17 protein-coding genes are annotated in these 23,597 nt (G+C 38.2%); 10 read left to right on the forward strand and 7 right to left on the reverse strand.

The annotated features are described in order from the left end of the window. Nucleotides 1–107 precede the first annotated feature (107 nt). Nucleotides 108–743: a YigZ family protein gene (locus tag QI30_RS11765; protein WP_020189176.1), complete on the forward strand. Its 636-nt coding sequence runs from the start codon at nucleotides 108–110 to the stop codon at nucleotides 741–743. A gap of 106 nt (nucleotides 744–849) precedes the next feature. Further along, on the forward strand, nucleotides 850–2,019 hold the full coding sequence (locus QI30_RS11770; RefSeq protein ID WP_199754672.1) for an LCP family protein: 1,170 nt from the start codon (nucleotides 850–852) through the stop codon (nucleotides 2,017–2,019). A gap of 1,065 nt (nucleotides 2,020–3,084) precedes the next feature. On the opposite strand, the gene QI30_RS11775 is transcribed toward QI30_RS11770, so the two are convergent. Continuing rightward, nucleotides 3,085–4,122: a glycosyltransferase family 4 protein gene (locus QI30_RS11775; RefSeq protein WP_020189174.1), complete on the reverse strand. Its 1,038-nt coding sequence runs from the start codon at nucleotides 4,120–4,122 to the stop codon at nucleotides 3,085–3,087. A gap of 601 nt (nucleotides 4,123–4,723) precedes the next feature. Here QI30_RS11775 and brnQ point away from each other — a divergent pair. After that, nucleotides 4,724–6,049, forward strand: coding sequence for a branched-chain amino acid transport system II carrier protein (gene brnQ / locus QI30_RS11780; protein ID WP_126990897.1), 1,326 nt, complete (start codon nucleotides 4,724–4,726; stop codon nucleotides 6,047–6,049). A gap of 231 nt (nucleotides 6,050–6,280) precedes the next feature. Further along, nucleotides 6,281–7,855, forward strand: coding sequence for an FMN-binding glutamate synthase family protein (locus QI30_RS11785; RefSeq protein WP_020189172.1), 1,575 nt, complete (start codon nucleotides 6,281–6,283; stop codon nucleotides 7,853–7,855). Between the two features lie 151 nt (nucleotides 7,856–8,006). Here the strand turns inward: QI30_RS11785 and QI30_RS11790 are convergent, their stop codons facing one another. After that, nucleotides 8,007–9,335 (reverse strand): NAD-dependent malic enzyme, encoded by a 1,329-nt coding sequence (locus tag QI30_RS11790; RefSeq protein ID WP_020189170.1) that lies wholly within the window; start codon nucleotides 9,333–9,335, stop codon nucleotides 8,007–8,009. A gap of 661 nt (nucleotides 9,336–9,996) precedes the next feature. On the opposite strand from QI30_RS11790, the gene QI30_RS11795 reads away from it, so the two are divergent. Together QI30_RS11795 and QI30_RS11800 are read left to right on the forward strand one after the other, a co-directional pair. Beyond that, the gene (locus QI30_RS11795) at nucleotides 9,997–11,079 is read left to right on the forward strand and encodes a LysM peptidoglycan-binding domain-containing protein (RefSeq protein WP_126990898.1); all 1,083 of its coding nucleotides are present in this window, start codon (nucleotides 9,997–9,999) and stop codon (nucleotides 11,077–11,079) included. Between the two features lie 293 nt (nucleotides 11,080–11,372). Continuing rightward, nucleotides 11,373–12,080, forward strand: a complete 708-nt coding sequence (locus tag QI30_RS11800) for a C40 family peptidase (protein WP_126990899.1) — start codon at nucleotides 11,373–11,375, stop codon at nucleotides 12,078–12,080. Nucleotides 12,081–12,206: 126 nt separating this feature from the next. Here the strand turns inward: QI30_RS11800 and QI30_RS11805 are convergent, their stop codons facing one another. Next, complete coding sequence (locus QI30_RS11805; protein WP_126990900.1) at nucleotides 12,207–13,886, reverse strand: S1C family serine protease; 1,680 nt, start codon at nucleotides 13,884–13,886, stop codon at nucleotides 12,207–12,209. 198 nt (nucleotides 13,887–14,084) lie between these two features. On the opposite strand from QI30_RS11805, the gene QI30_RS11810 reads away from it, so the two are divergent. Continuing rightward, the gene (locus tag QI30_RS11810; RefSeq protein ID WP_020189167.1) at nucleotides 14,085–15,194 is read left to right on the forward strand and encodes a CapA family protein; all 1,110 of its coding nucleotides are present in this window, start codon (nucleotides 14,085–14,087) and stop codon (nucleotides 15,192–15,194) included. A gap of 54 nt (nucleotides 15,195–15,248) precedes the next feature. Further along, on the forward strand, nucleotides 15,249–15,980 hold the full coding sequence (locus tag QI30_RS11815; RefSeq protein WP_126990901.1) for a WecB/TagA/CpsF family glycosyltransferase: 732 nt from the start codon (nucleotides 15,249–15,251) through the stop codon (nucleotides 15,978–15,980). Nucleotides 15,981–16,075: 95 nt separating this feature from the next. Here the strand turns inward: QI30_RS11815 and QI30_RS11820 are convergent, their stop codons facing one another. From QI30_RS11820 to QI30_RS11830, 3 genes are all read right to left on the reverse strand, one after another. After that, nucleotides 16,076–18,673: a hypothetical protein gene (locus QI30_RS11820; protein WP_126990902.1), complete on the reverse strand. Its 2,598-nt coding sequence runs from the start codon at nucleotides 18,671–18,673 to the stop codon at nucleotides 16,076–16,078. A 625-nt stretch (nucleotides 18,674–19,298) separates the two neighbouring features. Beyond that, complete coding sequence (locus tag QI30_RS11825; RefSeq protein WP_020189162.1) at nucleotides 19,299–19,604, reverse strand: DUF2653 family protein; 306 nt, start codon at nucleotides 19,602–19,604, stop codon at nucleotides 19,299–19,301. Then, entirely contained in the window at nucleotides 19,592–20,059 is a 468-nt protein-coding gene (locus QI30_RS11830) for a hypothetical protein (protein WP_020189161.1), read from the reverse strand. The genes QI30_RS11825 and QI30_RS11830 overlap by 13 nt, the downstream gene beginning before the upstream one ends. A 505-nt stretch (nucleotides 20,060–20,564) precedes the next feature. On the opposite strand from QI30_RS11830, the gene QI30_RS11835 reads away from it, so the two are divergent. Further along, on the forward strand, nucleotides 20,565–21,197 hold the full coding sequence (locus tag QI30_RS11835; protein WP_126990903.1) for a hypothetical protein: 633 nt from the start codon (nucleotides 20,565–20,567) through the stop codon (nucleotides 21,195–21,197). Between the two features lie 40 nt (nucleotides 21,198–21,237). Here QI30_RS11835 and QI30_RS11840 read toward each other — a convergent pair whose 3' ends face one another. Continuing rightward, complete coding sequence (locus tag QI30_RS11840) at nucleotides 21,238–22,602, reverse strand: S41 family peptidase (RefSeq protein WP_126990904.1); 1,365 nt, start codon at nucleotides 22,600–22,602, stop codon at nucleotides 21,238–21,240. A 157-nt stretch (nucleotides 22,603–22,759) separates the two neighbouring features. Between QI30_RS11840 and QI30_RS11845 the strand changes: the two genes are divergently transcribed. Continuing rightward, nucleotides 22,760–23,584, forward strand: a complete 825-nt coding sequence (locus QI30_RS11845) for an SH3 domain-containing protein (RefSeq protein ID WP_126990905.1) — start codon at nucleotides 22,760–22,762, stop codon at nucleotides 23,582–23,584. The last annotated feature ends 13 nt before the right edge of the window (nucleotides 23,585–23,597 follow it).

Genomic DNA, 23,597 nt, shown 5'->3' on the forward strand with positions numbered 1-23,597 from the left:
ATTCTTTACAATAATTATACCATTATTGTGATATAAGCACATAAAAATCCTGCGTTAAAAAGATGACAATTGTATCATTTACATTAAATTTCTACTAGGAGAATCAAATGAGAGAAAATTACCTAACATTAAAATCCTCTGCAAGCGACGAAATCATCATTTCAAAATCACGTTTCATTGCACACTGTGCTCGTGTGGAAACAGAAGAACAAGCGCAAGCATTTATTGAGCGTATTAAAAAAGAGCATCGTAGCGCCAATCACAACTGCTCTGCCTACCTAATCGGCGAGCATGACCAAATCCAAAAAGCAAGCGACGACGGTGAGCCAAGTGGTACAGCTGGTGTCCCAATGCTTGAAGTTTTAAAGAAACAGCACTTAAAAGATACTGTAGTAGTTGTTACCCGTTACTTTGGGGGTATTAAACTTGGCGCAGGTGGATTAGTGCGCGCATACGGAAAAGCAACAACTGTAGGTATTGATGCCTCTGGTGTTGTAGAACGTAAATTACACCATGAGCTAAAAGTAATTGCTGATTACACATTGCTCGGAAAGTTAGAAAATGAACTTCGCAATTCTACCTATATACTAGACCACATTGATTATGCTGAAAACGTCGAACTGACCGTACTTGTTCCTAAAGAACAGGACGAGCTATTCCAGTCTTGGATGACCGACCTTTCGAATGGACAAACGCAAATCGATTATGTAAAGTCCATATTTTTAGAGTTTGACCGTACTTAAAATTCGTTTTACGGATTTCTTATTGCATAGTATAATAATATCCGTTGTATAATACGAATATTTTTAGAATTTTCAACCATTTCCCCTTACAAAGGAGCTTGACTATATGCCAGAGAAGAAGAAAGGCACTAGACAACAAGCCCGGAGCAGCTCATCTACTTCTACGTCAAAGGCAAAATCGCATGCGAAATCTCGCACATCGAAAAGCCAAGAGCGTAAGAAGAAAGAGAAAGAATCAGGTGGCTGTCTTTGGAAAATCTTGCTTGTTGTCTTAATTTTGCTGTTGACATTTGGCGGCGGCTATATTTACTACCTATTTCATTCAGGTAAAAAAGCTGCTGAGAATGCGTACGTCGAGAATTCTCGTACAAAATCGGAGTTACGTGATGAAAGCGTTCAGCCACTAACAGACAATATTTCCATCATGATCGTCGGCATTGACGATAGTGAAAAACGCAGCCAAGGCGAAGGCAACTCACGCTCAGATGCTCTCCTTGTCGCAACACTGAATAATAAAGATAAATCTATCAAACTAGTAAGTATTCCGCGTGATTCTTACGTGTACATTCCAACTGTTGGTTACAAAGATAAAATCACACATGCCCATGCATACGGTGGCATTGATGCAACACGTGAAACCGTTGAAGGCCTACTGAATGTGCCGATTGACTACTATTTCCGTGTAAACTTTGATGCCTTCATTGAAATCGTTGATGCACTTGGTGGCGTGACAGTCGATGTCCCTTATGAAATTAATGAGCTCGACGAAAACGATAAGCGCACAGTTCACTTAATGCCAGGTACACAAGAAGTGAATGGCCGCGAAGCTTTAGCACTTGCACGTACCCGTCACCAAGATAGCGATGTCGAGCGCGGCAAGCGCCAGCAAATGATTTTAGAAGCCATTGCGTCAAAAGCAACATCTGTCACATCATTTACAAAATACGATAAAGTATTAGCAGCTGTCGGCAATAATATGCAAACAGATATGACATTTGATGAAATGAAATCATTATTCGCATACCTACAAAACGGCATGCCAAACATCGATTCCCTATCACTCAAAGGCAGTGATGATATGTCGAGCGGCATTTATTACTATCTACTACAAGATGATAGCTTGCTCGAAACACGTCAAACATTACAAAAGCATTTAGGCTTAACGATAGATACGAAGCTTAATCTTTCAGAAGATGAAGAAGTAATAGAAGAGCCTACAACTGAACAAAATACTGGATTCCAAAGCAACTATAATAGCTCTGGCTCTGGTAATTAACGCCAAACAAAAAAATACTATCTTTCATCTGAATTGGACGGACGCTTTCCTAGGAATCACCGTCAAATTCTTATTAAACCACCTTTTTCCGATATTCACCTGGAGAAAGGTGGTTTAATTTTGCCAAAATTCACGTATGATCATCGTAGTTGATGTATGCTTGAACGGTTTAAACGACAACGTTATTTGTCGTTTAAACCGTTCAAGATAAAACGTTTCGCACTTTAGACTGGCGTAGAACGCTTCCTCGCCAAGTATTGATACCATTTCATCCATGGATAAATTTGCGTATTATTTTTAACCCCACATGTCTTCATCATTTAATTCACTAGTACACTAGCTAACTTCATCTCAAATGACTTTCATTTTTATTTCGTATGAATACGTTTTTTTCAACACGGCTTCGCAATTTCGTGATTTCCTCAGAAAGCGTCTTTTACATACGACATATTTTTCAATAAGTGTCATCTGTAAGTGAATAGGGCTAGAAAAAGGCTAACTATTTGCGCAAAGCTTCCATTCCATCAAATAATTACGCATCGAGTGGCGATAGTTATGATAACTTTGCACAATCTTTTTGAAAATATCGGCAAAAATCACCCCGTAGCGCTCGATTTTCGCCCTGTTTCAGTTGTTTTCAGGGCCCGTTTTAGGTAATTTTAGGCTTTATTCGAAGGCTGCAGCTTGCAATAGATCTGTGAAATGGCGCATTTTCTAATGATGAAAATAAATGACAGCTTTTTCTCATTCCACTAATCATTCACTGCTAAAATTACCCCGCAGTGCGTCAAAATAGACCTGTTTTTGTCGTTTTCGGGCAAAAACAGGCCCCCTTCCTTTCTGAATCATGCTAGGAATCTGCTAAAAAATCGTAAATAAAAATTTTCGTTGACAGCTTTATGCAAGATGCGTGATAAACAAGGATTTTATCCTATATAAATACGCCTGCTTTGGCACATATTTTAAAATATGTTGTAGCCAAAAGACGCTCCTTGAGGTTATGGGCGATTTCAAATGAACGAAAAAAAGAAGGATGACGAATTTATTCTTCGTCATCCTTCTTCTCTACTTTTTTCTTACAAGTTTTAATAATGGCTTGTAACGATTGCCAGCTAAGCCAATGACCTCAACAAAAATCTCCAGTGCAATGAGTAGCACGAGGATAAGTAAAATAGCGCCCCACAGCTTTGCCATCGAGAAGATGACCGCTGCTAAACCAAACATCGCCGCAATCCCATAAATAATAATAACGGTTTGACGATGCGTAAAGCCGATACTTAGTAAACGGTGATGCAAATGCGATTTGTCTGGTTGGAAGGGTGGCTGTTTATTCAGTAAGCGACGTACGATGGCGAAAAACGTATCCGAAATCGGTACTCCTAGCATCACAATGGGAATAACAAGCGACACAAACGTCACATTTTTAAAGCCCAGTAATGCGAGCACCGAAATCATGAAGCCAAGGAACAATGCGCCTGTATCCCCCATGAAAATCTTTGCAGGATTGAAATTGTAAAATAAAAAGCCAATACAGCTTACCGCCAGTACAAGTGCCATAACGAGTACGAACGTGTTGCCCATAACGAAGGCCATTGCTGCCAGTGTCACAAGTGCAATCGTTGATACCCCTGCTGCTAAACCGTCTAAGCCATCAATTAAATTAATAGCGTTTGTAATACCGACGATCCAAATCAATGTCAGTGGCACACTTAGGTAACCAAAGTCTAAAATACCGCCGAATGGTAAGTTAATAAAATCAATCTGAATGCCGCCAAAGTAAATAACGATTGCTGCTGCTACTGTTTGGCCTAAAAATTTCGCCTTTGCAGATAGCTCCAGCATATCATCGACAACACCCGTAATAATAATGATAAACGCACCGATTAAAATGGGAATCATCGCTGGATTTGTCGGTTTTAAAATAAGTACAGCTACGAGGAAGGCTAAGAAGATAGCTAAACCACCTATACGCGGCATTATTTTCGCATGCACTTTTCGATGATTAGGCTTGTCAACTGCACCTATTCGGAAGGCCAGTTTTTTCACAAGAGGTGTGAAAATGATGGATGCGATGAAAGCCGCCGCCAATGACAGGTAAAACATGCCTTATCTCCTTTCCTTCTATATAAATTTATATTGTTATCTATGTTAAATAGTAGGTTATGCAAATTTTTTCATAAATCATCTTGTATTATAGCACGATTCACGTCCGTAGAACACTTCTCAAAATGTTGTCAACATAGGTGAGAACGTTTTTGACGTCTTTTGGTTGCTGTCTACAGGTTATTTTCCGTCTACTTATCAATAGTCCTTATTTTTTTTACAGTTTGTACGAATCACCCATTTTTTTTGGACCGAATGACTTATGGAAAGCCCCTTTTCAACAATTTAAAATTAAAAATGCAATATATAGGTGGCTTTTGAGATAGTAAAAATCACAAGACAGTAAAATCGCCTTACTCAATTATGTCTAAATATGCTATATAAAGAAATAAAAATTAGTCATTAACACCTTTTTTCGATTTATCACACAATTCAACATTTCATTATTCATTTATTCATGTTAGTATATTGAAGTGATTTTATTTACAATTTAATCTAAATTTTCAGACAAAACAAATTTTTTAAGTTTTTCAATCTTCCTGATTTCCAGACTTATTTATCAGAACATTTCGAAGATTGCATCACAAGAGGAGTTGTACATATGACAAAACTTTCATTTGGAGAAAAAATCTCCGTAGGGTTCATGTTGTTCGCCTTGTTCCTTGGTGCAGGTAATATTATTTTCCCACCACAACTTGGCCAACAAGCAGGTGAACATTTCTGGGTAGCAATCTTTGCCTTTTTAATTACAGGTGTAGGGCTTCCATTACTAGGCGTTATTACCGTCGCAAAATCAGGCGGCGAACTTGAAGATATGGCGGGTAAAATTAGCCCGGCATTCGGTATTTTTTTCACAGCCGTTGTTTACTTAACAATCGGGCCATTATTCGCCCTACCTCGTACAGGGACTGTATCGTACGAATTAGGTGTGAAGCCATTCCTTTCAGAGACAGCAGCAGCCGCTTCTTGGCCACTTGCTATCTTTACGGTAATTTTCTTCTTATTAACTACATTCTTTGCACTGAACCCAAGCAAGCTAATCGACCGCGTTGGTAAAATTTTAACGCCAATTCTTCTATTAGTCATTGCAGCGCTTGCAATCAAAGCAATCGTGACACCAATGGATGGTCCTGGCACAGCGACAGGTTCTTATATCGACAATGCATTCGGTGAAGGCTTCAAACAAGGTTACTTAACAATGGACTTCCTTGCCGCATTAATTTTCGGTATCGTGATTATCCAAGCATTAAAAGGTAAAAACGTAACCGAAAAAGCAACAGTCATCAAAACAACAGTATTTGCAGCGTTCGTCGCAGCAATCGGCTTAGCACTTGTGTACTTATCACTTGGCTACATCGGTTCTTCAAGTTTCCAAACAATCGGTGCATTTGAGCAAGGCTCAGACATCATTACAAACTCTGCAAATGCATTATACGGTCAATTCGGGAATATCCTATTAACAGCAGTAATCGTTCTAGCATGTTTAACAACATCAATCGGTTTATTAACAGCGGCATCTGAGTATTTCAACAAAATCATTCCTGCACTATCTTATAAAAAATGGGTTTGGATTTTCGCGATCTTCACTACATTTATCGCAAACATCGGTTTAGCTCAATTAATTACGTTCTCATTACCAGTATTATTCTTCATCTATCCACCAGCAATCATCCTAATGCTTCTAACATTAGCATCTAAATGGTTCGGTGATAGCAAGTACGTTTACTTATTCGGTATGCTATTTACAGCAATCTGGTCATTATACGATGGCTTAGCTGCTGCAGGAATTGCTCCAACATGGTATGAAAATATCGTTAGTGGCATGCCATTATTTGAAATGGGTCTTGGCTGGTTAATCCCAGGTATCATCGGCGCAATTATCGGCTATGTCATTTCACTATTCGTAAACGAAAAAAAACACGCTTAAAACTTTTTTAAGACGAGGAAAATTCCTCGTCTTTTTTTATTGAGCAAAAGCTGGGTTAGCTTAGAAAATTACAGCTTTAATTAGATTCTCTTGCAAACGCTTTCAAAAGAAGCGCCGTCCGAACATTCTGTCTATTCTAAAATGCTTGAATTAATCTCTTATTGTGATATATTTGATTCCGTTATGATATGAATTCACATTTTCGACAATAAATTAAAGGACGTGACATATATGAGTTGGACATCGATTTTAGCAATCGTACTGCTTGTTATTATCGCATTGGTCATCTTAGTGCCGGTCATTTTACTTGGAATCTTCTTCCTTACTGACCGCAAACAAAACCAACATGCAATCTTACGTAACTTCCCCGTTTTAGGACGTATTCGTTATTTAACTGAAAAAATTGGCCCTGAGCTTCGTCAGTACTTATTCGACGATGATAATAAAGGGAAGCCATTTTCTCGTGAAGATTTCCTTCACATCGTATTACCAGGTAAATATTTAGGCAGCGTTATTTCATTCGGCTCAAAACGCGATTTCGAAGACAAGGGCTTCTACATTCGCAATGCGATGTTTACAAAGCAAGTCGATGAAATGCGCGTAGACAATAGTAAAGTTATTGAATCTCAAAAATACATTATGGACCAAGATACATTATTTGGTCGTAAAGAACATGCAGAAACAGTCAAAGTGAAACCATGGCTATTACCTGAAGAAGATGCGGTCGTATTAGGCCCTAATTGCCGCGAGCCATTCCGCGTACGCTCAATGGTCGGTCAATCTGCCATGAGTTATGGTGCGCTTGGTAAAAACGCGATTACAGCTCTATCTAAAGGGATTCGTATGGCAGAAGGCTCTTGGATGAACACAGGTGAAGGTGGCGTGTCTCCTCACCATTTAGCAGGTGGCACAGACTTAATCGCACAAATCGGTTCTGGCTTATTCGGCTATCGTGATGCACAGGGCGAATTTAGCTTTGAAAAATTAAAAGAAAAAGCAGCAATCCCACAAGTAAAAGCATTTGAATTAAAACTAGCACAAGGTGCGAAAACACGTGGTGGTCACGTTGAAGGCGATAAAGTAACACCTGAAATCGCTGAAATCCGTGGTGTAGAAGTTGGTAAAACGATCAACTCACCAAACCGCTTCCACCAGTTCCATGACCTTGAATCTTTATTTAACTTCATTGAAAAAATGCGCGCTGAAGCTGGCCTACCAGTCGGCATCAAAATCGTTTTAGGGGCTCCTGAGGATGCAGACGATTTAGCACGCTATATGAAAGAAACTGGTAAGGGTCCAGACTTTATTACAATCGATGGTGGTGAAGGTGGTACAGGTGCGACCTTCCAAGACCTTGCAGACTCTGTTGGTCTACCACTTCACTCAGCAATCGTCTTATTAAATGATGCACTCAATAAATACGGTGTGCGTGACCGTGTGAAAATCATCGCCTCTGGTAAATTAATTACGGCCGATAAAGCAGCCGTTGTGCTTGCGCTTGGTGCTGACTTAATTAATATCGCACGTGGCTTTATGATTTCTGTAGGCTGTATTATGGCACAAAAATGTAGTTCAAATGAATGTCCTGCAGGTGTCGCAACGACAGATCCAAAACTTCAAAATGGTCTTGTCATCGAAGAGAAAAAATTCCGTGTTACAAACTATATTATCAACTTACGTGAAGGGTTATTCCGTGTAGCTGCGGCTGCTGGTATTGACTCGCCAACGAAATTTACAGATGACCACATCGTCTTTAAAGATGGCGAAGGTCGCGTATATTCTGTTGAAAACTTAAAAGCAAAATAATGCCTACTAAAAGAGACGGAGACAAATACGTCCTGTTCCTTTTTTAGCGTTCGCAACAAAAAACCGGAACCGCGCCACAGCGCGATTCCGGTTTTTCTTATATTCATAAGAGCGGTTGTTTTTACACGTCTATCAAAGCCTCTTTTTTATGTTATCCTTCATGTACCATTTCTTTTAATGCAATACGCTCTACCGCCTTAGCAACGATTTTATGCACGTTATGATCAAGTGGTGGTGGTACAAGATCACCATGACGTGTACACTCCACTAGCGCCTCTGCTGCCGCAACGAGCATCGGATACGTAATATCCTTTGCATTCGCATTTAGTGCCCCTCTAAAAATACCTGGGAACCCTAAAATATTATTCACTAAACGACCATCTGCCGCATAGGCTGCCCCTGCCGCAATCGCATCCTCTGGAGAAATTTCAGGATAAGGATTTGATAGCGCTAAAATGATTTGTCCCTCGCGTACAAGTGATGGGTCAATTAAGCCCTTCACACCTGTCGTAGCAATGACGATATCACAATGCGCCATTACTTCTTCTATAGAATTTAGCACATTTCCGCCGTATTGGCGAAGACGCATGACCGCACTCTCTTGTGGATCCGTACCGTATACTTCACTCACCCCATATGCCATCAGCATTCGACAAATCGCTAGTCCCGCTGCACCTAAGCCAATTTGACCGACAACCGCATCCTTAATATCAACGCCCGCATAGCGACAAGCAGATAGCGTCGCCGCAAGTGTCACAACCGCTGTCCCATGCTGGTCATCATGCATCACTGGAATCGATAAATCTTCTTTTAAGCGCTCCTCAATTTCAAAGCAGTGTGGTGAGCCAATATCTTCTAATAAAATACCGCCGTAGCCCTGTGAAATATGCTTCACCGTTTCAACGACTTCATCTGGGTCACTCGTATCTAATAAAATCGGTACGCCGCTAATACCAGCAAGCTGATCAAATAACACAGCTTTCCCTTCCATTACAGGCATCCCGGCAACCGGCCCGATATTACCTAAGCCTAAAATCGCCGTACCATCTGTCACGATAGCTACCGTATTCCCGATACTTGTATAATAAGATGCCTTCTCAGGTGAACGCTGGATTTCCTCACATACACTCGCTACCCCCGGTGTATAAACGCGGCGTAAATCTTCAATCGAATGTAAATCCATGCGGCTTGTCATATGAATTTTACCGCCTTCATGCGCTTTTAATACATCATCTGAAATGGCACGTACTTCGATGCCATTGCCAAGCGCATTAATGCTTTTGACAATCGTATCAAGTACTGTCGCATCCTCGACCGTACACGTAATGTCACGAATCGTCGTCAGCGTCCCTACCTTTAATGTTTTAATATCACCAATATCGCCACCATGCGCCCCAATTACCGTTGTCACTTTCCCGAGATTCCCCGGCTTTGACGGCGTATGAACGATTAGATTACGCATAATATTCTGTCCCACCATATGTTGTCCCTCCAAAAATTCAGCTTCCATAAGCATTCTCAGCTTAGTTTTTCATTCTATTACTACTGCACTTAAAAGTAAACGGCTTTTGCATCATTTAGCCATTATTATTCATAATAATCTATATTTTCTGACATATTTAATTTTTAGCATGTATAAACGTTATATCAAAAAAATACTATAGAAAAATGTGCATTGTTACAAATGCATGTCGTATTTACTATATAGCTAATGTTAACTTAAAATGGCAGCTTAATCATTATTAAAACAAGGTATATTAAATCATTTATTGTTTGAGTTATGCTTCAAGATTTTTTTATTTTTTTAGGCATTTTTTAAGGTTAAACGTTTATTTATATTAAAAAATGACAAAAATATAGTCATTTAAATTTAAAAACAGAGCTTTTATACCTAATTTAAAAAATAAATAACGTATAAATAAACATATCAGTATTTTGTTCTTTTTTACCTAGTTATCATATAGGTAAAAAGACTGTTAATGTCCTCGTTAATTATAGGACTAAAATCAAAGTACGTTCATTCCTCCTCTTTTAACTTAAACCTCTTGTCGAAAAATGTTTTTTTCACTAGAATAAATTTAATTAAGCAATACGATATATTTAAAACCATTAATTTACATTTATCAAGGAGGACAGTCCCTATGAAAAGAGGCTTATATTCAGCTTTCGCAATTGGTGCCGCAACGATGACGTTCGGACAAACTGCCCAAGCAGCAACAACAACTTATACGGTACAGCAAGGAGATTCGCTTGGTCTTATTGCACTAAAGCATGACACAACTACCACGAAACTACAGAAGCTTAATAATTTAACGAGCGATCGCATCTATGTAAGCCAAAAATTAAAAGTACCTGCAACTAAAAAAGCCGCTAGTAAAATGACGACGACTAAAAAAACGACAACCACGTCAACTTATACCGTAAAAAGTGGCGATTCGCTTGGTCTTATTGCGATGAAATATAATATGAGCGTTGCGAAGTTGAAAAAGCTAAACAAGCTGTCCTCTGACTTTATATACGTTAGCCAAAAATTAAAAGTAACAGGTAAAGATGTCACACAAAATAAAAAACCAACAACTTCAAAAAAACCTACAACACCTAAGAAGGAACCAGCTTCTAAAAAACCTGTTTCTTCTACTAAAACAAAAACGTATAGTGTCGCAAGCGGTGACTCACTCGGTGTCATCGCATCAAAGTATAATATGTCTGTTTCTTCATTAAAGGAGTTAAATAATTTAAAATCAGATTTAATTTTCGTTGGGCAAAAGTTAAAAATTAAAGGCTCAACAAAAACGACAACTGCTTCAAAAGCACCTGAAAAAATAACGGCAACAAACCAATCCATTGAAAAAGTTTCGTATTCTACACAACGCATTTTAAATATTGCTAAAAAATATACAGGCGTGCCCTATGTTTTTGGTGGTTCTACACCGAATGGATTTGACTGCTCGGGTTATATCTATTATGTCTATAAAGAAGCTGGGCTGAATTTAGGTGGACGTAAAACAGCAGCTGGTTATGCGAGTATGGCATCTTCTGTATCTTCTCCTAAAATAGGCGATCTTGTGTTCTTCCAAGGAACCTACTCCGGTATGCAAGGTCGCATTAGTCACGTCGGAATTTATTTAGGAAATGGTAAATTTATTTCTGCTTTAAGTAAGGGAATCGGTATTTCGGACCTGAAATATTGGCGGGATTCATTCGTTCGTTACGGCCGTTTATAAAAAAAATCGGGATAAATGATGTTTTCTGTCATTTATCCCTTTCTTTTTACAAAAAACGAAATGATATATTTATGCTGTTATTCATTTGTAATGAAAAATAAATACTATTTTAATGTTATTTTTTCAATAAGCTAACCTTTGTTACATAATTGTAATACAACTGTAACTAAAATGCGGTTGCGAGTGATTCTCAAATTCTATAAAGTTAGTGTCAGGAAATTTAATTACAGAACGTAAACGCAACGCATTATATACATAAAAAAACATTGTTAACTATTTGGAGGAATTATTACATGAATTTTAAAGGACTAACGACAGCATTCACTGCAGGCGCACTTGCTTTATCACTAGCATTCACATCAGTAAACCCAGTAAATGAACCAATCGAGGCACAAGCTTCTGAACAACAAGAAGACTATTCTGCTACAAAATTCGTTTATTCTTATGACGGTTCACTGAACGTACGTAAAGCAGCAAACGTAAAATCAGCAAAAGTTCAAACATTAAAAAACGGTAAAAAAGTTCGCCTTACAGCCAAAAAAGTAATCGGCAACACGACTTGGGTATACGGTACGGCAAACGGTAAAAAAGGTTGGATGAATGCTTCTTACTTAACAGAAACGAAAAAAGTATCTGCTGATACATCTAACGTTATCTCATACGGCGAACGCTTCTTAGGCACGCCATACGTATGGGGCGGTACACGACCAGGCGGCTTTGACTGCTCAGGTTTCACTGGCTACGTTTACAAAAACACTTTAGGTAAATCTTTACCTCGTACTTCTGGTGCTCAGTATTCAGCTTCTAAAAAGATTTCTAAAGACGCTGCACAACCTGGCGATTTAGTATTCTTCTCAGGTAATGGCCGTTCAATTACACACGTAGCAATCTACGCTGGTAACAACCGTCTATTACACGCAGCTGGCAAACAAGTGAAATACTCTAACCTTTACGATGGTTACTGGAATAAACGTATCGTAGGCTTCGGTACTTTCCGTTAATTTTCATCTATAAATTTCTAAAAAACACTAACAATGTATATAAGAGAAAAGCGCTTATCCCTCAATTTTTTGAAGGACAAGCGCTTTTCTTATACAAAAAAGAGGCTACAATGAGCCCCTTCGTTGTTATTGTGCCGTATCAGATGTTTCTGCGTCTGTTTCTGCATCATCTGTTGCTGGTTGTTGTTCTGTATCTTGCTCACCATTAGAAGCTTCAGAATCGCCTTCTTCAGTGTCTGGTGATTCATCCTCTACGCCACTTGGTGTAATCGGCTCTTCTTCTTCTTCAGTTGGTTCATCTGTTGAAGGTGTTTGCGGTTGGTCCTCTTCTGGTTCAGCCGTATTTGGATCCTCTGTTGATTCACCGCTCGGCTCAATGACTTCATCCGCTGTATCTGTAGAGCTATTAACGATAATATCTGATACGTAGTACTGGTCATATTCAAATACCCATTCGTACGTAATATTTTGTGTTAAGGTTTGTTTTTTACCGTCTTTTGTATAGTTGAGGACAGATTCGACGGTTACATATACTTTGTCGCCATCTGATTTCGGTTTACCAATCATTTTATACGTTAATTTTTGGTTTGATTTATCCTCTGTTGAATATTCACCAAACGTATCGATGGCTTTTTGGTCGCCAGCGCTATCGATTTGCATGATGCTTAAATAAGTGCGTTGTCCTGGATAAGCGATCTCTTGATTAATGTACAAGTATAGTGAATCGACATAGCTTTCAAGTACGCTAAAGCCATTTTCTTCATCTAATGCAATCGAGCCTTCTGGTGTGATTTCATCTTCAGGATCATGTTGACCAAAGACGATTTCATCGCTATATGCTGTCCATTTATTCACTAAATCCATCACATTCGCCATCGGAATTGAATAGCCAATTTCTGGATGGTCTGTTAAAATGATAGAGTTGATGCCAATTACATTCCCTGTTGCTTTATTAATTAATGGGCCACCACTTGAACCCGCTTCTAATTTAGCTGTGATTTCATACAAATTGCGATAAGCGTAGCCATCTGTAAAGTTGGCGCCTACACTTGTAATTTTACCTGTTGTTGTTGTGTTGCTATGCATATTGGGACTACCAATTGCAACAACTTCAGTTCCTACAACCGCTTGTGCTGTATCGATAACCATTGGGTTTTTACCCGCTAAATCTGGTACACGAATTACCGAAACATCCGTTGTGTCATCAATACCGATTACACGACCATTAAACTCTTGTCCTTGTGAATTTTCTACAACGACATCCGCTGTGTTGCCGGTACCTGTTAATTCTGTAACATGCGCATTTGTGACGATATCACCTTTCGTATTAATTAAGAATCCAGAGCCTTGCTCCCCTGTCGCATAAATTGTATACGTTTTTGTGATTGCGTTTGCTACAATTGTTTCTTTATCTTCTTTTGGCATAACAACATTTGTTTCCGCTTCATTTGTTGTCTCCGGAGAAGATTCGGTTGTCGTAGGTCCGATTTCATCACTATCAGTCGTTACTGTACTGCTAGCGCCCTCTTCACTATTCCCTTTATCCGTAATGTCATCAGCAGATACTGTCCCAGATGTTGATTGCTCTGTCTGGTCCTTGTTTTCGTCTTTTGTTTTATCTTTGTCACTTGTGTTATCCTTTTCCGCTTTTTGTACATCGTGAATACTTTGATTATCATCGTTGGCTGTTTTATCGCTTGTAACTAATGCATAAATGCCGACGAATACTGCAAAAATCAAAATAAGAGAAATGACAATTCGCTTAATGGATGCTTTTTTGGGTTTATACCGTTTATTATTTGTCACGACATCCACGCTCCCTATTTACTTCTAAAATTCATACTAAGTTCTAATGACGCATTGATTAATGCGCAAGTTTCATGAATAATAGTTAATGAGTAAAATTTCCTAAATTATGCGGAAAAAATCTTTTATTTACTGGAAATTTACACGTACTATCATAGCATATTTTATTAACAATATTTGACGAAAGGTTGAGATTTTTTGAAAAAATTTTTATCGATTCTATTGGCTTCTTCCCTTCTTGCCGCATGTTCAAACGGGGCAGATGAATCTGCGAAAACTGCAACGGAAGAAAAGAAAGTAACTGCCCCTGCTGAGGACAAAAAAACAGAGCCAAAGGAAGAAAAGAAAACAACTGTACGCTTAGCAATGATCGGTGATGTATTACTACATACTCAAATTCTATACTACAAAGATTACAGCCCGGCACTACAACCTATGGAAAAAACATTACAAAACTATGACTATTTAATTGCAAACCAAGAATCACTCGCAATTGGCAATGATTTCGCGCTATCTGGCTATCCTAAGTTCTCAAGTCCTGAATTTATTTTACGCGATATTAAAGAAGCCGGTACAGATATGGTCAATCTTGCAAACAACCATGTCATGGATTATGGCGAACCTGGTATGCGTACACAGTTTAAAAATATCGAAAAATACGACCTTCCTTATGTCGGTGCTTACCAATCTGAAAAGGATGCCAACAAGCCACGCGTCGTTGATATCGATGGCATTAAAGTCGGTGTACTTGGCTACACATACGGCACAAATCCTGGCTACAATGTGCCACAGGACAAAGAATACTTAGTAAATTATATTGATGAGGCGAAGATTAAACGCGAAATTCGTGACATCAAAAAATTATCAGATGTCGTCGTTGTCAATATGCACTGGGGTAGTGAATATGTGACACAGGAAAATGACGAGCAACGCCGTTTAGCGAAGGTGATCAATAAAGCCGGTGGGGATATTATTTTCGGTGGACACCCACATGTTATCCAACCTTATGATGAAATTGTCGGTAAAGACGGTCATAAAACAAGCGTCTTTTATTCAATTGGTAACTTCTACGCAACGATCACAAGTGGCGTAGAGACAATGGTCGGCGGTGCTGCGAGCTTCCGTATTACGAAGCAAGGCGATGATGTAACGGTTGATAAACCAATCTTTAAAGCATCCGCTGTACTTCAAGATGGTGGCATGTATAAAGTATTCCCTCTTGCGAAGGTAGAAGGAAAAACACCAGCACCTTATACAAATCTTCACTGGGTACAAGAGATAATGGGCGATAAAGTAATCGTAAAATAACTGACACATTTCTCATGTATAATAGAAGAAACATGAGATAAGTGAGGTTATGTAATGAACACTGTACCAATTCTCGGCATACCCGTGGCGCAAACGACGAAAAGCGAATTTGTGCCGCATGTGCTGAATGAACTGCTTCATACGGAGCATGCGATTACAATCGTAACCGCAAATCCAGAAATTATTATGCTAGCGAAAGAAAATTATAACTACGAACGTTTACTAAAGGCATCAAGCTATGTCGTGGCGGATGGTATTGGCGTTGTAATCGGCGCAAAAATGCTCGGCACACCAATCGCTGAACGCATTCCTGGTTATGAGCTTGTACATGAATTTATGAACACAGCTGCACCTGGCCATAATCGCTTCTTCTTTTATGGTGCAAAACCAGGCGTCGCACAGGAAGCCGCAACGAAAGCAAAAGAACTGTATCCACAAATCGATGTTGTCGGGGTATGCGACGGCTATGGCAATGATGGAGACGGTGATGAAGTTGCCGCAAAAGCTGCCGTATCCGAGCCCGATTTTATCTTTGTCGCAACCGGCGCCCCAAAACAAGAAGAATGGATTGCCCTTCATAAAAAGAAATTTCCGCATACTGTTATGATGGGTGTTGGAGGCAGCTTTGACGTGCTATCAGGCAATGTCGACCGCGCCCCAGACATCTTTATCAAGCTAAACCTTGAATGGTTCCACCGCTTAATTACACAGCCCACACGCGCAAAGCGTATGCTGAAAATCCCGCAGTTTTTACTTGCGGTCAATAAAGCGAAAAAACATTTATAATGACAAAAAGCCCCGAGTCTTTATAGGCTCGGGGTTTTGTATTGTATAAAAAAAGAAACCCGGTTAGGGGTTTCTTTTTTTGAAGCAGCCAACAATTAGTTGTTTGCTACTTTGTTACCGTTCGCATCAGCAAGGTTTGTATCTTCAAATTTTAAAGTTACTGTAGCGCCTGCTGGGATTTTGTTAGTGCTAGAAGTGATTACTACTGCACCATCAGTTAATGCGAATGTAGCGCCTGCTAATTCAACGCCGTTAGCGAAAGCTTTAACACCTGTGATAGATGCGTTAGCTGCTAATTTTTCAGAGAATGTAGCAGTTGCTTGAGTGTCGCTGTTTACTGTTACTTTGTCTAATTTTGGTGCAACTGTTTCTTTAAAGTCAACTGTTTGAGTAGTTTGGTCTTTAGAGATTGTGTTGCCTTTTGTAGAAGTTACATCTTTAGCGATTACTACGCGAGCACCATCAACATCGATTGAGCCAGCTGGTAATGTTACTAAAACTGTTTTCTTGTTGTTTAAGAATGTTAAGTCAGTACCTGCTGGAAGTGCTTGACCTGCGATTGTGTAGTTTTTAGCATCAAGAGCAGATGTAGTCATATCTTCAGTGTAAACAACTGTGAATTGGTTGTTATCAGTTGTTGAAGCAGTTGCTGTGTATGTTACTTTAGCGCCAGTAGCTTCAGAATCAGCTTTTGGTTCTACAGTGAATTTAGCTTCTTTGTTTTTAACAGCACCTTTATCAGTGAATGCACCTTCAGCGAATGTGAATGTGTATGCACCATCAACTAATTGGCTATCTTTAGAGAATTTATTATTAACGTCTGTTAAAGTGATTTCAGCATAACGATCTTTTTCTGCACCAGTTTCTACAGTGCCGTTTTTGTTTACATCATGTCCTAATTGAGCAGCGATTGTGTAATCTTCAGGAGCTAATGTTACTAATACGCCTTCAGCAGTTTTTACTTGTAATGATAGTTTAGAAGCATCTACAGCAGAAATAGCTTCAGAGAATTTCACTACTAATTTACCAGTAGCAGCTTCTTTTTTGAATGATACAACTTCAGCAGTTGGAGCTGTAGCATCTTTTGTTAAGTTTACTTTTGTTTCGATATTTTTAGCAGTGTTACCAGCTAAATCTGTAATACCTGAAACTAATACTGGTACGTCATTTTTAAATGCACTATTGTCTTTGCTTAATACCGTTGTAGCATCTACAGTGTATACTTTTGGATCAGTTGCATCTTTAACAGCAGTAGCCGGTTCACCACCAACAGTGACAGTTGGAGCCGCTTTTAATTCTTCAGAGAAAGTTAATGTTAAAGTAGTATCTTTAACCGCTACAGTACCTGAAGGAGCTACTTCGTCTTTACCAGTTGATACTGATGCAGTTAATGGGTTAGATACGTTACCAGCTAAGTCTACAGCACCGACAACATCGATTTTGTATTCTTTACCTGATTCTAAACCAGTGATTTCAGCTGATTTTTTATCATCAGCTAATGTTACTGATGTAGCTACGCCATTTACACTTACAGTACCAAGTTTAGATAATTGTTCAGTGAATTTGATAGTTGCTTTTGTGCCTGATACATCAGGAGTTACAGCAGCGATTGCTGCTGCTGTTTTATCCGATACAGAAATTGTAGTTGAGTAAGCTTGGATGTTTTTACCGTCAGCAGATTTGATTGAGTCAGCTGCAACTTTAACATCGTAGCGGCCATCAAATTTACCAGTAACAGCTTCTAATGTGTATGATTTACCATCTTCAGCTAATTCACCTTTGAATGTTACAGCGCTGTTATCTAAAGAATTAACAGTGAAGTCTGCATCAGCGATTGTGTTTTTATCAACAGCTTTTGTGAAGTTGATTTTGATTTGAGAAGCGCTTAAAGCTTCGATTGTTTTGATTGATAAATCTTCAACGATTTCGCCGTCTTTGATTTCAACTTTTTCACCGTTTACAGTAGCTTCACCAGTGAATAATTTACCGTCAGTACCGTAGTATTTAGAATCTTTATCAGCTTTTGTTACTTCAGTTGGTAATTTACCGTCTACATATAAAAGATCAGAGAAGAATTCTTGGCCTACTGATTTTTTACCGTTTACGAATAAAGTATCTTCGAATAATTGAGCTTTTGTATCAACTACACCGTCAGTGTAAAGTGTATCTTTGAATAATTTAGTACCTTCAGCAAGTACACCGTTTTCGAATAAGTTTGTTACGCCGCCACGTGTAGCAGTTTTAAGGTTTTTGTATAGGTAACCTTTGTTGTAAAGGAATTTAACGCCTTCAGCGTCAGTGTATACTTCCCAACCAGCTGCTAATTTACCGTTTTCATATAAACGTTCGTCAGCACCAGCTTGTTTGAAGCCAGGGAATAATGAACCGTCTTTGAATAATAATGTTTTGTTGTTCGCCGTTTTGAAACCTTTTTTAAGAGATGAGTTGAAGTAAAGTTTCATTTTTGAACCAGTACCAACTTTTGCGTAGCCTTTGTTTAATTTACCGTTTTTGTAAAGTTTGCCTTTGTAAACTACGTAGCCTTTAGCGATCTTACCGTTTTTATAAAGTTTGCCGTCTTTAATTTTGTAAGTTGTCGCTGCTGAAGCCGCGCCTGGAGCTACTGCTGTTGTTACTACTGAAGCACCTAGTGCTACTGCTGCTGCTGTTTTAACGAATTTTGCATTTGCCATGTGAAATTCAATCTCCTTTTGAGTTACATATTATAATTTTGTAATGAATCACCGAGGAACGGGGATATCATCATACTAAACAATATCTCACCTTATTACCCTCTCTGTAATCCTTATCGACTATATTACCACATAATGAAACATTTTTTTAATAAATTTAAGGTTTTTTTAATAAAAATTGTAATAATAATATATTGAGACTAACATTTTTCAATTATTTGGAATAAAAAGAAGACCTTTATTAGTTTATTAGAACTAAAAAAATCTTTTTATTTCCAATATTCAAGGACTCAATCGACTATTTTCAATTTAAAACATTTTATTGAGTCTTTTTATCCCTGTCTAGAACCCTAATAAATATACCATATTTAAACTTTAAAAGTATAAATATGACATTTATTAGAGATTGTCGAACCATGTCGTAAAAGTACCTTTATCTCTAATTCTTTTTTCAAATAAATGGTTTTTTGATTTAATTTATTGAAAATTATCATAAAGTTATTATTTTTATTGTAAAATATTATAAAAAAAGCGGCTTTAGTTGGATTCATTCCTCTTAAATAACTTCAAATAATAAAAAAACAGCAACCATATTTTCGTATGATTACTGCTTTTAATTACTCTATTATTCAACGATCGCGTAAATACCTTGTTCTTCATTGAACGCTAGTTTTACGATAGCTGAAAACTGATCAATATTATATTCAAAGTTCACCCAATTACGAATTGCTTGAATCATATCACCTTTTTGGTATGTGACAACTTCATTGTCTACCTCCGCCTCAGCACCAAATTCCTCTGGTTCACGACCATCATGATCATCGTACATAAGCTCGATCATCACATCTTCTGGAATTAAGTTTTTTTGGCGTGCATGATACGTGCAAAGCGCATTGATTACTTCTTGTTCGTCTAAAATTAGTTGTTCCATTGTTTATCGTCCTTGTCGTCACGTTTGTTGCGGTTTTTATTGTTACGAATCATGTTGATTAGGCTAACGACTAACATGATAACAACTAAAATACCGATAACGTTAATAAGTAAACCAAGAATTTCACCCATGGCGCCCATGTTACCAAGCATACCACCTAGTAATAGACCTGCTAAACCACCAAGCATTAAACCTTTCATTAAGCCGCCTTTATTTGATTTTTGAGCTGCTGATGAGTTTGTTGCTTTTGAGTTATTTGTTTGGTTTTGATTTTGGTTCGTTTTGTTGTTTGTTACACCATTTTGATTGTTGGTATTTGATTTAGAATTACTAAATCCACTTTTACCTGATTTGTACGACTTTGCTGATGCTGTCGTTGGATTGTCAATTACTGCTGGAGCAACCGTCGCAAACGATAACGTTGCAGCAAATGCTGCCGCTACTAATTTTTTCAATTAAAACCCTCCTGAAAATATGTGCTTGTCTTCATTCTACCATCTCTAATTGATGGTGAAAAATAATATACATCCAGAATATTTACTGAATACGTCAAATGTTGCAAAATTGTTTCAAAGAATATGGAGTTTCTTCCATTATATATGTATCTTTTCATTGACATAAAAAAAGCCATTTTATGTCTTTTTGTTACATTAACGACATATAAGATTCCAACAAAAGTAAATTTATATTTTTTTTGCATATTAATACTAATTTTTAAATTATTTTTCTTATATAAATAGATAACATAAGAAGGAATAAAATGCTAGAAAAAGATTTTTTTATGTAATTATAATCAACTTGTTTTTATAAAAAGCAAGTCTAAAGAATCTTTTTTTTACTTTTTAATTCATATTTCACTCAATAAAAAAATTATTCACTTTAATTTATAGTTCATTTTCTGTAGTTTAACTCCTATTAAATTTGTGAATCTAAATAAAAATAGTATAAGGAGGAACGTTTATGTCCAAAGGAAAAATGCTGATTTCAATTATTAGTGTGCTCTTATTGCTGGGTTTATCTGGATTTATCGGTTATAGCTTAGGTCAAAAACAAACAACTATCGTTTTAAACGATAAAAAAGCGCATATCGATGAATTGACAGAACATGAAAAAATGCTAAACGAAAAAATAGATACCGCTACTAGTGCACATAATGAATTAGTGGATGAGGTCAACGCGGCTTATGATGAAATGAGCGAATACGAGGAGGCTACTGGAGATTTAGATGAAGTGGTAGCTAAAAAAACAAAACAAGAGAATAAAATAACGAAATTAAAAGATCGAAATGATGAATTACAAACAAAAATTGATAGCAAGAAAAAAGAATTGGCTTCACTAACAGGTACAATTAAACAAGTACAAGCAAAACCAATTACATTACCTGGAGGGAATTTTACAGTTGGTAAGGATTTACCTGAAGGTCGTTATAAAATCTCTACAACAGCTAGCTCGATGAACTACTTTGTTAATGACGGAGAAGTAAATATCATTCTAGGTACAGAATCTGGATTTGCAGAGCCTACGTACACATTAGATTTATACAAAGGAGATAAAATTGAACAGGGTAGTTCGGTTACTTATACAAAAATTTAAAAAAAGATGCGCCTGATAGTTAAATCAGACGCATCTTTCTCTATTTCATCATGACATAACGGTACGTACCATCTGTCGAATCTTTGGCATTTTTAACACGTAAATAATAATTTGTTCCAGCTTTCAACTTCGTTTTTGGTGTCACAACAAGTGATTTCCCTTTTAGCTTAACGGTTACATCCTTCTCTTTCCCACCAATTTGTAGTAATGAGACCTTCGCTGTTTTTAACGTTTTCCAGTCCATATCCTTCGTCGGTTTTACAGTCATTTTTGGATTTGTCGCTGTCCGTTTGATTGTTGCCTCTTTATCAAATTTCTTTAATTGCTTTTTCAAAAAGGCTTGGTGACTCGTATACAGCTCTTTATTTTTAGGTGTTACGACATTCGGTGTGACGCCTTTATTTTGAATGACTGCATTTTTCGGTCCTCTAAATTCTGCAATCGTTAGCTTCAAGTATTCTTTATTCTTCACTTGTACAATCGACTGCATAACCCCTTTACCGTACGTTTTTTGACCGTAAATCGTTGCGGCCTTTTGGTCTTTATAAGATGCTGCCGTCATCTCTGAGGCACTTGCTGAGTTACCGTTTACGAGCATCGCCACTGACTTATCAAAATGTGTCGTCATTTTTGCCGGCTGTACTTTATAATTGCCCTCGCGTGTTTTTAATAAATAGGCGATTTTATTTTTCTTCGCTAAGCCAATAATTTTCTCAGCCGCCTCTACATCACCGCCACCATTATCACGTAAATCAAAAATATAGCCCTGTGTAGACGCTGGCATATTGCGAATAGCCTTCGCTACTGCGGCACCGCTATCCTCTGAAAATGAGTTGAGTCGAATGTATGCGATATGGCCCGCAAGCACGGATGTTTCAACATTTGGAAGATTCACAAGCGCACGCGTCATTTTTTTCGTATACGATTTTCCTGTTGATGGACGATAAAATTTCACCGTTACGGAAGTTCCCTCGTCACCTTTTAAACGATTGCTACTCTCCTCAATCGACAAACCCGCAATGGATTTGCCATTCACAGCGGTAATAATGTCACTCGCTTTCATGCCTGCCTTTTTCGCTGGACTGCCATCATATACTTGTAAAATTTTGATGCCTTTTTTATGCTCAACAATGCCTACACCAATGCCGACAAGCTGATTTTCAACCGCATTGTAAAACTCATTAAACTCCGCTGGTGTCATATAGCTTGAGTAGTCATCTAGCTTTTTCATCAGTTGTTTAATCGATGTAGATTTATTGACCTCTGCCTTTGAAATGCCTGGATAATAATAGTCATTGACGTATTGCTTCACATCCGCAAGTGGCTCAGCAGCGGTTGCCTGTAGTGTTCCTGATGTCAAAAATAATCCTGCTAAACAGGCTGCAGCAATTGATTTATAGTTCATAGTTGTCCCCGTTTCTACTTGTATTTGTTCTTAATTATACCGTTAATTGGGAGACGAGACTATGCGCTAAAGTTAAGAATTTTCTAGAAAAGTTCGGCTTTCCTACTATAAAAAACGCAATATTTTACGATATGACTGATGAAAGGGGGATTTTTCGATGTATAAATTATTTTTAGCTAGTATATTCGCTATCATTTGCTGTCTAAGTATGTCAAATCAGGCTTCTGCTGCAGAGGATTATAATTACTCAGCAACGACAAAGGTGCCGACTTTCCTTTATAAAAAGCATCCAGGTTCAGGGCGCATTATAGCTGTACCAAAGGGGGCGCATGTAACGTTTCATTACACGGCGAGCGATAGCTGGGGGCGCGTCACATACAATGGTAAAAAGGGCTATATTCTGACAGCCTATTTAGAAATTGATGACAAAGGTGCTTCTGCTGCCACCTATGCCGTTGACCAAACGAAGCTTTATAAATACAAGGTTATGGCAAACTCTATGTTTGAGCGCATTCACACGCCAACTAATTCACGTCCAGCAGATGGCACAAAGTATCCGTATACGAGCTATGCTTGGTACGACGCGGCTGCAGGGGCTTGGCAGCTCGACCCAATTAAATATCATCAGGAGCCACTCGATCAATACAAGCTCGTGCAAAACCAATATGAGCTTATTTTATATCCATCGATGAATGGACGCTTTTTGCGTAGCTATCAATTGCTGGCTTTTGCGGCGATTCCAAACGCCCGCTTCTGGGACATTCCAAAGTCCAATGCAGAGCGCCGTGCAATAACCGCGAAAATGCAGTTGCTCGCTACAAAAAAAGTAAAGGCCGGTACATTTAAAAATGTGATGAAAGTGACATATTCAAACCGAAATATCATTTACATCGCGCCAGGTGCTGGTGTTATTCAGGAATATCGCGAAAAAATTAAGGTTCGTGAGTTAATGTCTATTACGAAAAATACACAGCTCAAATAATTGGGTTCGCATT

The organism is Candidatus Kurthia intestinigallinarum, from assembly GCF_003991225.1.
GTDB lineage: Bacteria > Bacillota > Bacilli > Bacillales_A > Planococcaceae > Kurthia > Kurthia populi.